We start from the raw sequence: 14,883 nt of genomic DNA, 5'->3' as shown, positions 1-14,883 counted from the left end.
CTTAGCCTACTGAACAAAAAATGTATACAATGTCAGCCAGCTCGCTTAGCTCGCCAATTATTCCATGTTACTAATAGTGGCGAGGCGTTAAATATAGATGAGTAGGTACCGGCGGCAATGCCTATTAAAAGAGCCAACACGAACTGTTTAATAGACTGGCCGCCAAATAGGTATAGTGCCAGCAGGGTTAATAGCACAGTTACAGATGTATTTAGGGAGCGGGCCAGAGTTTCAATAATGCTCTGGTTTACTATATCTTCAAACGGCTTTCTCTCCCGGCGCAGGTTCTCCCTGATGCGGTCAAAGACTACGATCGTATCATGCACCGAAAAGCCGATGACGGTTAGAATAGCCGTCACAAACAAAACATCTATCTCTACCCCAAAGAATGCTCCCAGGAGGGAGAATATACCCAAAAGTAGCAGTGCGTCATGCAGAAGCGCCGCGATTGCCATAAATCCGAAGCTATAAGAACTGAGCGGCGGCGGGACATTCCTGAAAGCAAAGGCAATGTATAGCACGATAGCAACCGAAACCACCGCTATACTTACAAGAGCATTCCGGGTAAGATCGCGGCTAACTGTGGGCCCAACGGCTTCATACCTGATTTCATCAAGTCCCTTTGCTGAAAGTTCACGCTTTAATATTTGATGATGTGCTTCTTGCTGTTTTGGTTTAGATTCATCCCTAAATCTAATGAGACTGCGATCCGAACCGCTAGCAATAACCGTTACATCTTTAATGTCCAGCCTGTCTGTCAGCTGACGAACAGTGGCCGCATCCGCCCTGCCCTGCACCTCCATTAAAGTGCCTCCTGTAAAATCAATGCCCAGCCTTAAACCGTTTACCAATAGAGAAATTGTACCGGGAATAATAATTATCAGCGAAATTGCATACCAAATCTTACGGCGTCCGATAATGTTCACGACTGTATCTCCTGAGGTTTAACGCCGTATAGCCCAAGCCGGCTCGCCCACTTTTGGCGAATAACCACCCTTAGCAGCGTGCGGCTGACCACAACTGCTGTAAACATACTTACCAGTACACCCAAAGCCAATGTGACAGCGAAGCCTTTAATAATCGCTGTGCCGAAGATATAGAGAATGGTGCAGGTTATTAAGGTTGAAACGTTAGAATCCCTAATAGATGTCCAGGCCCTATCAAAACCGGCCTCTAGGGCCGCCAGCAGGGATTTACCGGCTCTCAGTTCCTCTTTCATGCGCTCGAATATCAGAATATTGGCATCTACCGCCATACCGATACTTAGTATGAACCCGGCTGTACCGGCCAAAGTTAGAACTATTGTGTAATCGGTAAGGGAGCTCAGTTTAATAATCGCGAGCACTAGCGCTGCATAAAACATTAAGGCTAGTACCGCCACCACCCCGCTTAAACGGTAGTAAGCCAGCATAAATAGGGCTACAATGCTTAAGCCAATAATCCCCGCCACCAGACTGCGATCGATCGATTCTTGTCCTAGTGTCGGTCCCACTGTACGCTGCTCTACCAGGTCAACCGGCACCGGCAGTTGACCGCCCCTAATTAGTTCAACCGTTTTCTTGGCCTCCTCCACGGTCGCAAAGTTGCCCTGCAGCTGAGCCGTACCGTCTACAATCGGCTCCGAAACAGTTGCCGGGCCAAAAGCCGGCTGACCGTCTACCGTAATTAGCAGTAGACTGCCTGTCTTATTGATTGTTGTGGTAGCATCGGCAAACTTTTTTGTCGCGTCCCCACCCTTCATCTCCAGCCTCCCCACTGGGCGATTACTGGTCGGGTCGAAATCGATATTAATAGCCTGTATGTCGTCTCCCGTAAGCTCAAGCAGTGATGTCTGCTGGCTACTAGGGCTGACCTCTAGGAACTCTAGCCTGGCTGTGCGGCCAATACGGTCAATGGCATCGGCAGTATCCCTTACTCCTGGTAGCTCCACGATTACACGGTTTTGGCCTTGGCGCTGCACGTTTACCTCGGCCGTTCCGGCCGGGTTGGCCCGCTTTTGTATAACTTCAATCAGCGCTTCCATAGCCTTGGTTCGCTCTTTCTCTGGGGTCTTGGAAAGATCAGCCTCAAACACTAAATGCGCTCCGCCCTGCAGATCCAGACCCTGCTTTACTTGCAGGTTCTGTTTAAAGCCAATTACACGCAGCAAATCACTCTCTTTAGGGTATGCGATTACAGCTGCCAGTAGGGCTAAAACAGTAATTAATATTATCTTCACCCGCAAACTCATGCCAGAAATTATAGCACTTTCGTTCTCGCGGTTATAATAGCCGTATGGAAAAAACGGTGGAAAAAACGCATTACCTGCTAATATCCCCCCTCGCCCAAGCCGGCGCCAGGGGCGGACTTACTTACCATTGGCCCGAGCCGCTTCAGGTCGGCCAGGTCGTTAAGGTGCCGCTGAGGAATAAACAGGTTTACGGAGTAGTTACCGGCTGCTCATCCAAACCTAAGTTTGCTACCAAAAAGGTTACGGAAGTTGTCGATATTCACCCCCTCCCACCCTACCTTTGCCAACTGGCAGAATGGATCAGCGCTTACTACTGCGCGGATCCGGGATCGGTATGGCAGATGATGCTGCCGACTGGTATCCAGAGAAAGCGCCGAGCTGTGCTTGCGGCTGATTCCTTTAAGGCAGATAAACAGGATCACAAGTTAACTGCGCAGCAGAAAAAGGCACTCACTGAGATCCTAGAGAGCCGGCAGCAAACACATCTTTTACAAGGGGTTACCGGCTCGGGCAAGACATTAATCTACCTAAAACTGGCCGAAGACGCCATAGGCCGCAACCGTTCAGCCATTATATTAATCCCCGAAATCGCCCTGACCGCCCAATTAATCGCGGCCTTCGAAGCCCACTTTCCCGGCCAGGTCTTAAGCTACCACTCTGGTCTGAGTGAAAGCCAGCGGCACCAAGTCTGGCAAAAAGCCCACACAAGCGACACGCCATTAATAGTTATCGGGCCACGCTCTAGCCTGTTTGTACCAGTGCCAAATCCCGGCCTAATCGTAGTCGATGAGTGCCATGAAACAAGCTATAAACAAGACCAAACACCTAGGTACCACGCCGTAACCACGGCCGCCAAGCTGGCTAGTCTGTGCGGTGCCAAATTGGTGCTGGGAAGTGCCACACCAGGATTGTGGGAGGTTTTTTTGGCTCATCAGGGCAAGATTAGCTTATCTAAAATCACCGAACGCGTAGCTGGTCTCAGTATGCCTACCGCCGAGATTATTGATTTGCGCGACAAGGAGCTGTTTAAATCCAGCCGCTATATATCTGAACCCTTGCTAGATGCACTGAAGGTTACATTCAAGCAAAACCGACAATCACTGTTGTTTATAAACCGCCGTGGCAGCGCCTCTAGCCGGATATGCGGAGATTGCGGGGATGTCAGCAAATGCCCTAACTGCTCGCTGCCCCTCACCCTGCATGCAGATGTGATGAAGCTGACCTGCCATCTTTGCAACTGGCAAGCTACGCCGACCGCCACTTGCAGCCAGTGTGGCTCAAGTGATATCCGCTATGTCGGCAGTGGCACTAAGCGCATAGAAGCCGAAATCATCTCCCTCTTGCCCAAAGCACGACTGAGTCGTATAGACCGCGACAGCCTTAACCCAAAAACGCTTCACCAGCTATATCGCGAGCTTCACTCGGGTGATATAGATATACTGATTGGCACTCAAATGATCGCTAAAGGGCTAGACTTGCCCAAGCTCGATATTATCGGTGTTATAAACGCCGACACCATGCTGCATATCCCAGATTTTTCCGCTGCCGAGAGGACCTTCCAGCTGCTTTCACAGGTCAGCGGGCGGGCGGGCCGCAGGCAACCGGGTAAAGTATTCATTCAAACCCACACCCCAGACCACCCGGCTATTCAGCAGGCCGCGCGTCATGATTTCTGGAGTTTTGCGGAAGCTGAGCTGGCCAACCGGCGGCTTATGGGTTACCCACCCTACCGCTATTTGTTAAAATTAACCTACAGTCACGCCAAACGTGATAAAGTGGAAGCCGAAACCGGCAAGCTTCTAGAGCGAATCAGCGGGCTGGAGAAAACAGAGATACTTGGCCCAGCACCGGCCTTTCACGAGCGCGCCGGAGGGCTGTACCAGTGGCACATCATTATTAAATCGCCGGCCAGAGGAACACTGCAGCAAATTGCAGATAAGCTACCAGCTGGCTGGAAAGCAGATTTGGATCCAACTAACCTATTATGAAACAGACCCCAAAAGACCTAATTATTAAACTGCCGGATCCGCGGCTGCGTAAACCCTCACGCAAGATCAGCCATATAGACCACTCCACCAAAGAGTTGGCAGATTTAATGGTAGAGGCCACGCTTGATTGGGAGGCCAGCCGTAAGCATGAGTTCGGCGCGGCGCTGGCGGCTGTTCAGCTAGGCAAGCTTTATCGTGTAATAATTATCCGTCGTAATTTTGAAGATAAAGAAGCTAAGGATTTTAAAGTTCTAATCAACCCGGAAATAGTTAAGTACGAGGGTGAACCGGTGGAAGCAATGGAGGGCTGCCTGAGCGTGAAAGATCTCTACGGCTCGGTGCCCAGATACCCGAAAGTTAAGGTGAAAGGAACAGATATTAATGGTAAACCGGTACGTATTACAGCCACAGGCTTTTTGGCTAGAGTGATGCAGCATGAAATCGACCACACCAACGGCAAGCTGTTTATAGACCGTGTTAAAGACCCCTCTAAGCTCTACCGGCTGGATGCCAAGGGCGAGTTCATACACCAACCCGAGACCACATGAAAGACGCAAATATGACCAAGGTAGTTTTTTTTGGCAATGAAAAGCTAACCACTGGCGCTTATAACCCCCAGCCTCTTATTCGCAACAGCCTGCAAGAGGCTGGTTTTCAGATTGAAGCGGTGATTACGGGGCAAGTTGGAGATACGCGGCACCAGGCGAGTCTTGCTGTACTGGCTTCCCACGGCAAGATTCTGCCGCAGGCTGTATTGGATCAGTTTCCCCTAGGTGTCATTAATATCCACCCCTCTTTATTACCTATCTATCGCGGGCCGACACCGATTGAGCAGGCTATATTGGATGGCGCAGCAGAGACCGGTGTCTCAATTATGAAGTTAACTGCAGGTATGGATTCCGGGCCGCTTTACGCACAAGAAAGTATCAAACTTACAGGCCATGAAGAGAAAGCTGAGCTGGCCGTAAAGCTGCAAGGCATTGGCGCGAAGCTTTTACTTGAGGTTTTGCCCGGTATCGCGAGTGGTTCCACTAAGCCCAAGGAGCAAGACAGCTCCACCGCTCCTAGCTATACAAAATTAATTCAGAAAAGTGATGGTGTGATTGATTGGCGAAAACCGGCCGAGCAGCTTGAGCGTGAAATAAGGGCTTACCTCGGCTGGCCCGGCAGTAAGGCCGAATTGTTTAAGAAGGACATTACGATTACTTCGGCTGAGGCCACTAAAGTGAAAATTCTGCCCGGGCTGGTAAAAATAAATGACGGCAAGCTGATTGTCGGCTGTGGTAAGGATTCGCTTCTAATAAACCGGCTTAAACCGGCTGGTAAAAAAGAAATGACCGCGAGTGAATTCACTCGCGGCCTTAGGCTCTAAGATAAAGTTAAGCAGTTAAGGATAGTAAAGTGTACTGGGGAGGGCATCGTGCCCTCCCCAGTACTTGTGCGGCTCAGCCGCCAGTCAGCTTGGAGAGAATACCCTTCTTGGGCTTCTCCACCGGCTGCGGTGTGCCAAGTAGTGCTTCGGCTTCTGCATCCTTGGCATCGGCCTCTGAGATCAGGCGCACTGCCTGCTCACGCAGGTTCCTGACCTCTTGGCGCAACAGCTCCGCCCTCACAGCGGGGTAGCTTTTGAGCTGATTTACTTCCTTGCGCAGCTCAGCGAGCTCGGCATCATTGCCTTTGCCGTTACTCCCTTCTGCCTCGGGCTCAGCCACCGGCTCCCTTTCGGGTCGAGTGGGCGGAGACTGGGGCTTCTGGGGGCGTTGCGGCCTCTCACTTCTCTGCGACTGAGAGGTTTTCGGCTTCTCCTCTTCCTGAGGTAGAGGAACCGGTCTCTCGGCCTTTGGCTCCTCAGTCGGGACTTCGGCCGGCACCTCCGGTGCGGCTGGAGGGGTCTCTTCGAGAGACTCCTCCGTAGCCGTATCATCGGTTTGGGCCGCCTGGGGCTGCTCAGCCGGCTCTGATTCCGGCTTGTTTTCGTCCTCACGAGCCTGAGTCAGCTTCTGCTGGATGCGCTTCTGCTGCTGCCGCTCACGGCGCTCAGCCTCCTTCTTAGCCTCCTCGTCCATCAACTCGTCTAGGGTCTTGCCCCCTACGAGTGAGAAGGCAAGTGCCTTGCGATAGGCTCTCGCCCCCGGGGTGTCAGAATCATCCTTGATCACCCCAATCGCAAACAACAGGCCGATTATATAACCGACCAGCTTGGCAGAAATCGAGCGAACCGGCCTTTTGCGGTCGATCATCCTCTCGAAGTCCTTCAGGCCGTAGCTGATCCGTCCCGAGTTGCCGAGAGGATCTTCTTCTCCGTCGCCGTCAATCAGGGACTTGTACCAGACCTTGTTGCCGTAGAAAGTCAGATCATCTTGACTTTCATCCGGCACAAAAGGAACAGTCACCTTCCTACGGCGGCGGCCCAGGATAGAGGCCAGGACAGCTTTCGCTTCTTCCTGGCTGAGATCCTGCGGGTCGATCTGCTCCATGATGTCCTGAACGGACATCTCTTGTATGCGGCTGATGTCAGCCATCTGGATCGTCTCCTTTGACGGTGATGTTTGCGGTATTGAAACAGACTGCCTCGGTCTGGCTGGCTTCTTCTGCAGTGGGTGGTGTCCGCAGCGCGGCTCCTTCCCCTCCTGAATCTCACGGTTGGTCATCTTGACCTTCATGCCACAGCGCTCACCCGATTTCTTGGTGCCAACGCACTGATGCATAGCTGGCTGATCGAGAGTGCTAACCTCCCTTGCCATCTCCTCGCCTAGCGCGCCGTTTGCCACAGCCTCGCCCAGTTCGCTGAGACCACCCAAAACCTGCTTGGATCCATTGGACTCAGCAGGCTTGAATGGCTTGCGGCCTCGTTCGGTGCGCCGCTTTTTGCCGCTCTTGCGAGCCATGCTATACCTCCTGAGTCGGTTTTTTGTTAATAAGGGTTCACAACCCTTAACTGGTTAACTTTTCGGCTTTCAATGTCCAAGGCGCAGCCTCTGCCTACCTCACGTAAAGTGAATACTTTAGCATCTTGAGTGACAAAAGTCAATGCTTCTTAAGCTGTTAGAGGCCTTTAATCAGCCTATCGATTTTATCTGCGTGCTCACCGCCAGTATCAAGCTTAAAGGTAATCCGAGGTGTGCGCTTGCTTTTCAGTCCAGCGGCTACTGCTGACTGTATCTCGCCCCTTAGGCCCTCAATATGTTTCTGAATATTATCTCTCTCATCCGCGCTCCCCGCCATGATACCTATCCAAATAATGCCATTGCGCATATCGGGAGAAACATCTACATCTGTAACTGTAATATGAGCCGAGTAACTAGAGAGCTTTGCCAGCTCGGAAGCCGTGATTTGGCGTAAGACACTTTCGACTTTAAGTACTCGCTGATTCATTTTACTCCGCTCTTAAAGTGAGCGCTTGCGCTCTTCTGTCTTATAAAATTCCAATCGATCATCGATATTAATCGGTGTGGCTGTAACTATGTGCATACCGCACTGCTCGCCTTTGGCAGCTTCTTTTACTTGGTTCTTTTCCTTCTGAACATTATCGACCGTACCGGTTCCTATAATCTCTTTCGCTCGCGAAATACGGACTTTTAGACCCGGCTCCACCTTACCCTCTGTCACTTCACCGCCGCAGACTACAAAGGCTTTGGTGGTTTTAAAAACACCTAATATCTTAAGTTTACCTACCACAGTTTCAATAATCTCTGGCGGCAGCATCTGGCTTAATCCCGCCCGCATATCATCCAGTAGCTCATAAATCACCTTGTACAAGCGTACATCTACGTTCTCCCGGGTAGCCAATTGCTTAACGGCCGAGCTAATGCCGACATTAAATCCTAGTACCAAAGCACCTGAGGCGGCCGCAAAATTAATGTCTGATTCGCTCACATCTCCCAGTGCCTGCGACACAACGCGAATAGCCACTTCTTCGTTACCGAGAGTCTTTAGACTGTCCTGTAAAGACTCTAGTGAGCCCTGAACGTCGGCCTTGATGACCACATTCAGTTCGCGCACCTCACCAGCCGAAATAGCATCGGTTAGATCACTGACTTCGATTTTTTTAACTTTTACCATGCTCTTAATAGAGTCCTGACGCTGGTTCTGCACCGCAAAATCACGCGCCAGCTTTTCGTTCTCAAACTCTTTAAAGTAATCCCCAAAACTAGGCACCGCCTTAAAGCCGGTAACCACAGCCGGCATCCCGCCGGTAGCCTGTTTAATCCTCCGGCCACGGTAATCTGACAGGCTGCGGATCTTTACATAAGTGCCCCCGGCCGCCATATAATCACCGACGTTTAGAGTGCCATTATGTATTAAGACGGTAGCTGTCGGCCCCCGGCCTGATTCCACATGCGATTCAATAATCCAGCCATCGGCCGGACGGTCTTTAACGGTGCGCAGGTCTTCAATATCGGCTACGAGTAGAACCATGTCCAGTAGTTTATCGATATTTTGGCCGGCTTTAGCCGACACATCGACCATTACGGTTTTGCCGCCCCACTCCTCCGGTACCAGCTCTAGTTCACCCAATTCTTGCCGTACACGGTTTGAATCAGCTCCTTCTTTATCTATCTTATTTATCGCAATTACGATCTGCACTCCAGCCTCTTTGGCGTAGCGAATCGCCTCCTTGGTCTGAGGTTTTACGCCGTCATCAGCCGCTACTACAATAATTGCCACATCGGTCAGTTTGGCTCCGTGAGCGCGAATGGCCGAGAAAGCCTCGTGCCCAGGTGTATCCAGGAATGTTATCCAGCGCTCCCCTCTTTTAATCTGGTAGGCACCGATGTGCTGAGTAATGCCCCCGGCCTCTTTGGTCGCAATATCGGTGGAGCGAATCGCATCTAGCAATGAAGTTTTACCGTGATCGACATGCCCCATTACCGCAACCACTGGTGGTCGCGATTCACCGGCCTTGTCATCTTTGGCGGTTACCTTGGGAGCTGGAGCCGCCTCTACTGGCTCCGGCTGCACGTCGTACCCTAAATCGGTACCGATAATAGCAGCCGTATCAAAATCTATCTGTTCATTAATGGTAGCCATCACACCATTCTTCATTAGCTCGGCGATCACGGTCGTAACGGGCAGGCCTAATTTCGACGCGAACTCCCCCACTCCTACAATCGGTGCTATCTGAACGGTCTTGCTGTCTTGTTTGATTTCGGCCATTTCTACTCCTTATCGACCCGTTTTACGAATAATCTCAGCCAGTTTGCCCGCATGCGCCTCGCTGCAGACATAGTAGCCTCTGCCTGGCTGGCGCTGGGTGGTATCAGGCATTAATGTACCATTTTTCTTAACCCAACGCATAAGCTCACCTTTCGGCTTTTGAATACGACAGACCCGACAGCGCCTAAGCGGACGTGCCGGCACGACTTAAGCCTCCTTAGCAGGCGTCTCGGCCGGTTTTGCAGTGGCCTTAGCGGCTCCTGAAGCCTTTTCTGGCTTTTTTAAGCTGAGCGAAAGCTTGTGTGCCTCAGAATCTATGGCGATAATCCGGAATCTTTTCTTCTCACCCAGCTTCACCAGCTTGTTGGGATCTTCTATATGGCTGTCGCTTAGCTCCGAAATGTGAACTAGAGCTTCGACCACTGGAGTTACCTGCACAAACGCCCCAAATGGCGTAATGCGGGTAATCTTTCCTTCGACCTCACCTCCAACTTTCAGACCTTCAACCTCTGATTGCCATGGGTCCTCCTGTAGTTGCTTGATGGAAAGCGAAAGCTTGTCGCGGTCTATCGCAATAATCTTGGCCTCGATCTCCTGGCCGATCTTCACATACTTTGATGGATTTTCTACTCTATCCCAGGCAATTTCCGAAATATGCACCAGGCCTTCAATGCCATCGACATTTACAAAAATTCCGAAATCTACCACACCGGTCACAAGCCCCTTTACGGTCTGTCCAACCTTCAACTGAGAAACCTTGCTCTCAGTATCTTCCCGTCGGGCGGCTTTCTCAGAAACGATCAGCTTGTTCTCGCGCCGATCAAGGTCTAGTACTCTGACCTGCAAAGGCTTATTGATTAAGTTTGTCAGGCGGTGCAGAATCTCATCTTTATCTGCCCCAGAAACCCGCGGGTAGTTCTCTGCTGAGAGCTGTGACACGGGCAAAAAGCCGCGAATACCCTCTGCTTCCACCAGCAGTCCTCCTTTGTTGGCATCGTATGGATAAATCGTAAAGACTTCACCCGAAGCTAATTTTTCGCTCAAGGCTTCCCAGCCTTTTTCCTTAGCAACTTTCTTAAGACTGAGTATCACTACCCCGTCGTCACTTTCAGGATCAAGCACACCGGCACTAATAGTGTCGCCGGGCTTAATGTCTTCAGACTGCTCAATTTCTCGGCCTATGACCTGGCCAGTACCCTTAGGCCCTAGGTCAAGCCATATCTCATGCTTATCAACATCGACTACGGTGCCTTCTACGACATCTCCAACCCGAATAGCCGCTACCGGCTGCTGCTCGAGTAGCTCCTCCATAGTAATTTTCTTAGCTGTACTCTTTACGGGCATTCGTAAAATAATCTCCCTTCAAAAAAATTTTCACTCGCACCTCGAGTGATTAATGATTATTTTACGCGACCTGCCACCCAGAAGCAAGCTGATTACTCCAGTTGGTCTTAGAATTTTCGTTTTTTTAGTGGCTGAGTGCTGCCTGGCGTACAGCTTTTTGAGACTGGCGGTTGATCCGCCAAAGCAAGGCTATTGCAGTAAGACCAGCCAAATATGCCAACTCTCCTCCTGTCTCCGGAGTTCTGGTGGCATTAATAGGCGGCTGAGCACCTCCCTGTAGGGGCTGGCTCTGCTGCCCGCCAGTATCAACCTTAGGTTGCTGCGTCTGTTGCTGTTTTTTCAAATCTTGGTCACGGCGCTGCTGGGCCTCTCGCTGCTGATTGCCGTACATAAAGGTCGCCGCCACAATTACCGCAACTATTATCAGGCCGCCCAATGTTTTTACTGTTTCCCTATTCATTTTTTCTACCCCTTGAATTGCCCTTAGTATACAACAAAACAGCTTACCGGCGAACGGTAAGCTGCAAAGTACATTCTTCGGGAGCACGGAAGGGACGCGGAGAGAAGACAATACAAGGAGGTGAGCACTCATATTTATTCTCCACCTCACACGCCCCATCCCTAATCCTAAAGAATGAACGCAAGTATAACATTTATGCTCTATAAAGTCAATATTATTTAAAGGGCTTTGCGTATAATAAACCGTAAGCGCTATACTAATAGTATGAATATCGGCGTAGACATCGGTGCATCTAAAATTCTGGTCGTGGGCGGAGACGACGATTACAAGATATTGGCCAGTCAGAAGTTCCCTACCCCCCATCATGCCCACCAAGGAATGGTAGAGATGACGCACGTTATAGAGCAAGTGGCCGGGAACAAGAAAGTTAAATCCATCGCTGTTGCCGCACCAGGACCGCAAGACAGAAAAAAGGGCATGATTCTCAAAACTCCCAATATGGGGTGGGAGCCGGTGAATGTCACAAGCCACCTCAAAAACCACTTTAAAGTGCCAGTTGTATTGGAAAAGGACTGTAACGTGGCCGCCTTGGCCGAAGCAAAGCTGGGAGCCGCCAAAGGCTATGACTACGTCTTGTATGTGACGATTTCTACTGGTGTAGGTACAGGTATCATTATGGATGGTCAGATTTACCACGGCGCGTATGACCCAGAGGGAGGGCATATGCTGATTCACGCCGAAAACCAAGCCGAGGAGCTGGAGCGGGCTGTTTCAGGCCCGGCCATTAAGCGGCGCTTCGGGGTTTATGGTTATGAAATCACTCAAGCCAAAATCTGGGATGAATTGGCCCATGATATGGCCCAGGGAATATACAATTTAATCACCACTATCTCCCCTTCAATCGTTGTTATGGGGGGCGGGGTTAATGTCCACTTTAAAAAGTTCGAAAAGCCTTTAATTAAGCACCTCAAATCCTGCAAGCCGCTCTACCCTCTACCCCCGATTGTGCCAGCTAAATTCATCGAGACAGCACCGGCCTACGGAGCATTAATCTTAGCCTCAAAACTAAAACAGAAATAATCACGCTTAAGCTTGAACCGCTGAAGATGCGGGCATATACTTTCAAACATGTTGCAGTAAATTGGCGGCGACTTCCAAGGGTAGCTGTCAGGCCGGAGGGTTAGTGGATTTAATTAAGCAATACGAAGACCAGTTCAATTTTATCCCGGGAGGGTTCTTCATGTGGTCGCCGTATGACAAGACTATTATGTACGACCAGCGGCGCATAAAGACTCAAGGCGGACGCCTGGGCCTGCTGCACGAAATCTGTCACGGACTTTTAAACCACAAAATCTACAAATACGATATAGAACTTATTAATATGGAAATGGACGCCTGGGAGCTAACTCGAAAGCTGGCCGGCCAGTATGGAATTAAGGTTAATGAGGCCCACATTGCCAGCTGTATAGATACATATGACACCTGGCTGAGCCGCCGGGCTACCTGCCCGGACTGCAAGAACTTCAGCCTGCAGAAAGGACGTGATTCATACGGCTGTTTTGTCTGTGGCTCGGAGTGGACTGTGAACTGGCGTAAAGACCGCCGGGTAAAAAGAACCATTACCTACCGCTACGAACCACCTACACTCTCTAACGCTTCAGCCTGACAACTAAAAAGGCCCCCTTACGGGAGCCTTTTTAGGATCTATTTTACGTTTTTATTGTTCGTTCGACTTGCGCCGACGACTAGCCTGACCGCCTTTGCGGCCGGCAACACGAGCTAGTTCCGGGTTGTGGGCAAAACCACCACCACGGCTGATCTGACCGCCTTTGCGGCCAATGGTCATATAGAAGTTCATTCCGTAACGCTGCTTGTTAGTAGCTGCAGCTTTTCGGCCTCCTGCGGGTGTACCTGGCATATTAATTCTCCTTTAATTGCTTACTATTGTGTCAGAGACACTTGTTAACCGCTTTAGTTGTTTTAACAAACCGCCTGTAATGCTTTTTGCATTATTTTGTTAGTACGACCATAAGTGGTTTACTACGGTTTATATACTAACAGAAAGAGCTTATGTTGTCAAATACTTTTTGTGCTCAATATTTTTGCTGTATTCGTAATGCTATATAATTGAGTATACATATGGTTCAACTTACGCTTATTTTAGACAATTTACGCAGTTCCTATAATGTAGGTAGCCTGCTTAGAACATGCGATTCTGCAGGTGTAAACCATATAATTTGCTGCGGTACTACTCCCTACCCGCGCCTGCCAAAAGATGCACGCGACCCGGTAGTAATTAACCGTAATACCCGCGAAATAGCTAAGTCTGCGCTCGGCGCAGAGAAGACAGTAAAAATTGAGTACTATAATGATACAAGCCAAGCGGTTTCATACTTACACCAAAATGGCTGGGTAATTTATGTATTGGAATTAGCTCCGAACGCAACTAATATTTTAGATTTTAAGCCTAAGCTGCCGGCTGCTTTAATCGTAGGCAACGAAGTAAGCGGTGTCAGTGAGAGAATATTAAATATGTGCGATGAAGTGCTATGTATACCACAAGCCGGCAGCAAGGAGTCGCTGAATGTCAGCGTTGCTGCCGGAATCGCGATTTATCAGCTAATTAGAAACTAGTAGCTGTAACCGGCGCCATTACCCTGGCCACCAGCAATAAATAGCACATAAATAACGTAGTAAAGCGCACCGCCTACTACGAGATATAAAAGAATCCATTGCCATAATGGGCGCTTGCCGTAGCCGCCGCCTTTTGCTGGTTGGTTATTCTCTGCCATTTTTACCCTCACATTAATTAGCTTTAGCATAACACACAAATAAAAGACCTACTGAAAGTAGGTCTACACTCCCTCCAAGAGCTTTCTTGCCCTTGGAGGGAGCCATTATTTCACGCCCAGCCAGATTAGAATAGCTCCAGCTGCCACCACTGGCAGACCGAGCCAAAGATTGCTTCTGGTATCCTCTTCCAGAGAAACGATGGCAAGCCCAAGCCCTATGGTAAACGCTGGAAGGCCAATTACAACGAGGGTTACCTCTAGAGTGCTCATCGCGACACCTTAAAAAAAGCGCTGGCCATTTACCCATACGTGCTCGGTGGGGCTAAGTACTATACAGGTGTCATCTTCGTCGGTAACCACAAGCGGCAACTGCTGCACTATATGACAATTAATCAATTCCTGTAGATTAACTCCTTGTCCTGGATGGCGCCGGAAGAATCCTGAATCCGATCCTATCAAATATAGCTGGGTAGGGTCCGTGAAGAAAACCCCGCTCCCCTGCACCTCCGCCAGCCAAAGGGGTGGCTCCTGGTCGTCGGGCTCAAGCAAAAGTATCTTATACAGGCTATGCCGTGTATCTACTGATATAACATCCCTACCTGAAAGCGTAGTTAGATCGAGACCTTGTAGTAATACTTCGGATCCCTTTGTACTGCCGGTATTGGATGAAAAAGGTGTATCAAAGCTATAAGACACACACTCCCCTTTCAAGGTGCTTACGGCGCAGTTTACACCCTATCCTAACTGCCATCAATACAAAAAGACCCTGCTTGCGCAAAGGTCTTTTTGATAATCCGGCACCGTGCTACTTTCCCCACAAAGTGAGTATCATCGCCGCTGGGGAGCTTAACTTCTGTGTTCGGGATGGGAACAGGTGTGGCCTCCCCGCTAAAAGCACCGGGGCCAAAGCTG

The 14,883-nt window shown here is 50.0% G+C and carries 17 protein-coding genes and 1 rRNA gene; 6 read left to right on the top strand and 12 right to left on the bottom strand.

Features of this window, described 5'->3' with window-relative positions; genetic code table 11:
• Positions 1-32: 32 nt before the first annotated feature.
• Together secF and secD are read right to left on the bottom strand one after the other, a co-directional pair.
• Positions 33-926, bottom strand: coding sequence for a protein translocase subunit SecF (secF, locus tag VNA68_02620; GenBank protein HVE81007.1), 894 nt, complete (start codon positions 924-926; stop codon positions 33-35).
• Positions 923-2,230 (bottom strand): protein translocase subunit SecD, encoded by a 1,308-nt coding sequence (gene secD / locus VNA68_02615; GenBank protein HVE81006.1) that lies wholly within the window; start codon positions 2,228-2,230, stop codon positions 923-925. The genes secF and secD overlap by 4 nt, the downstream gene beginning before the upstream one ends.
• Positions 2,231-2,274: 44 nt before the next feature.
• On the opposite strand from secD, the gene priA reads away from it, so the two are divergent.
• The 3 genes from priA to VNA68_02600 are packed head-to-tail and all read left to right on the top strand — an operon-like array spanning position 2,275 to position 5,590.
• Complete coding sequence (gene priA / locus VNA68_02610; protein HVE81005.1) at positions 2,275-4,218, top strand: primosomal protein N'; 1,944 nt, start codon at positions 2,275-2,277, stop codon at positions 4,216-4,218.
• Positions 4,215-4,766, top strand: a complete 552-nt coding sequence (gene def, locus VNA68_02605) for a peptide deformylase (GenBank protein HVE81004.1) — start codon at positions 4,215-4,217, stop codon at positions 4,764-4,766. The genes priA and def overlap by 4 nt, the downstream gene beginning before the upstream one ends.
• Positions 4,763-5,590, top strand: a complete 828-nt coding sequence (locus tag VNA68_02600; protein HVE81003.1) for a methionyl-tRNA formyltransferase — start codon at positions 4,763-4,765, stop codon at positions 5,588-5,590. The genes def and VNA68_02600 overlap by 4 nt, the downstream gene beginning before the upstream one ends.
• A gap of 73 nt (positions 5,591-5,663) precedes the next feature.
• Here the strand turns inward: VNA68_02600 and VNA68_02595 are convergent, their stop codons facing one another.
• The 6 genes from VNA68_02595 to VNA68_02570 all read right to left on the bottom strand — a co-directional run bounded on the left by VNA68_02595 (position 5,664) and on the right by VNA68_02570 (position 11,179).
• Positions 5,664-7,106, bottom strand: coding sequence for a hypothetical protein (locus tag VNA68_02595; protein HVE81002.1), 1,443 nt, complete (start codon positions 7,104-7,106; stop codon positions 5,664-5,666).
• 157 nt (positions 7,107-7,263) lie between these two features.
• Positions 7,264-7,593, bottom strand: a complete 330-nt coding sequence (locus tag VNA68_02590; GenBank protein ID HVE81001.1) for a ribosome-binding factor A — start codon at positions 7,591-7,593, stop codon at positions 7,264-7,266.
• A 12-nt stretch (positions 7,594-7,605) separates the two neighbouring features.
• Positions 7,606-9,375 carry a translation initiation factor IF-2 gene (gene infB, locus VNA68_02585; GenBank protein HVE81000.1) on the bottom strand — a complete coding sequence of 590 codons (1,770 nt, stop codon included), beginning with the start codon at positions 9,373-9,375 and terminating at the stop codon, positions 7,606-7,608.
• Between the two features lie 9 nt (positions 9,376-9,384).
• Positions 9,385-9,579: a DUF448 domain-containing protein gene (locus VNA68_02580; GenBank protein HVE80999.1), complete on the bottom strand. Its 195-nt coding sequence runs from the start codon at positions 9,577-9,579 to the stop codon at positions 9,385-9,387.
• Positions 9,580-9,582: 3 nt separating this feature from the next.
• Positions 9,583-10,719, bottom strand: coding sequence for a S1 RNA-binding domain-containing protein (locus tag VNA68_02575; GenBank protein HVE80998.1), 1,137 nt, complete (start codon positions 10,717-10,719; stop codon positions 9,583-9,585).
• 124 nt (positions 10,720-10,843) lie between these two features.
• Positions 10,844-11,179 (bottom strand): hypothetical protein, encoded by a 336-nt coding sequence (locus tag VNA68_02570; GenBank protein HVE80997.1) that lies wholly within the window; start codon positions 11,177-11,179, stop codon positions 10,844-10,846.
• Positions 11,180-11,443: 264 nt separating this feature from the next.
• Between VNA68_02570 and VNA68_02565 the strand changes: the two genes are divergently transcribed.
• Positions 11,444-12,259, top strand: coding sequence for an ROK family protein (locus VNA68_02565; GenBank protein ID HVE80996.1), 816 nt, complete (start codon positions 11,444-11,446; stop codon positions 12,257-12,259).
• Between the two features lie 103 nt (positions 12,260-12,362).
• Positions 12,363-12,845, top strand: a complete 483-nt coding sequence (locus VNA68_02560; GenBank protein ID HVE80995.1) for a hypothetical protein — start codon at positions 12,363-12,365, stop codon at positions 12,843-12,845.
• Between the two features lie 51 nt (positions 12,846-12,896).
• Here VNA68_02560 and VNA68_02555 read toward each other — a convergent pair whose 3' ends face one another.
• On the bottom strand, positions 12,897-13,097 hold the full coding sequence (locus VNA68_02555; protein HVE80994.1) for a KGG domain-containing protein: 201 nt from the start codon (positions 13,095-13,097) through the stop codon (positions 12,897-12,899).
• 221 nt (positions 13,098-13,318) lie between these two features.
• Between VNA68_02555 and VNA68_02550 the strand changes: the two genes are divergently transcribed.
• Entirely contained in the window at positions 13,319-13,813 is a 495-nt protein-coding gene (locus VNA68_02550; protein ID HVE80993.1) for a TrmH family RNA methyltransferase, read from the top strand.
• Here the strand turns inward: VNA68_02550 and VNA68_02545 are convergent.
• The 3 genes from VNA68_02545 to rrf all read right to left on the bottom strand — a co-directional run bounded on the left by VNA68_02545 (position 13,810) and on the right by rrf (position 14,873).
• Entirely contained in the window at positions 13,810-13,971 is a 162-nt protein-coding gene (locus VNA68_02545) for a hypothetical protein (protein ID HVE80992.1), read from the bottom strand. The genes VNA68_02550 and VNA68_02545 overlap by 4 nt on opposite strands.
• A gap of 105 nt (positions 13,972-14,076) precedes the next feature.
• Entirely contained in the window at positions 14,077-14,241 is a 165-nt protein-coding gene (locus VNA68_02540; GenBank protein HVE80991.1) for a hypothetical protein, read from the bottom strand.
• 522 nt (positions 14,242-14,763) lie between these two features.
• Positions 14,764-14,873, bottom strand: a 5S ribosomal RNA gene (rrf, locus tag VNA68_02535).
• Between the last annotated feature and the right edge of the window lie 10 nt (positions 14,874-14,883).

It is taken from the genome of Candidatus Dormiibacterota bacterium, assembly GCA_035536395.1.
In the GTDB taxonomy this organism is placed as follows: Bacteria; Patescibacteriota; Saccharimonadia; order UBA4664; family DATLOE01; genus DATLOE01.
This window is presented reverse-complemented; position numbering and strand designations above follow the sequence as displayed.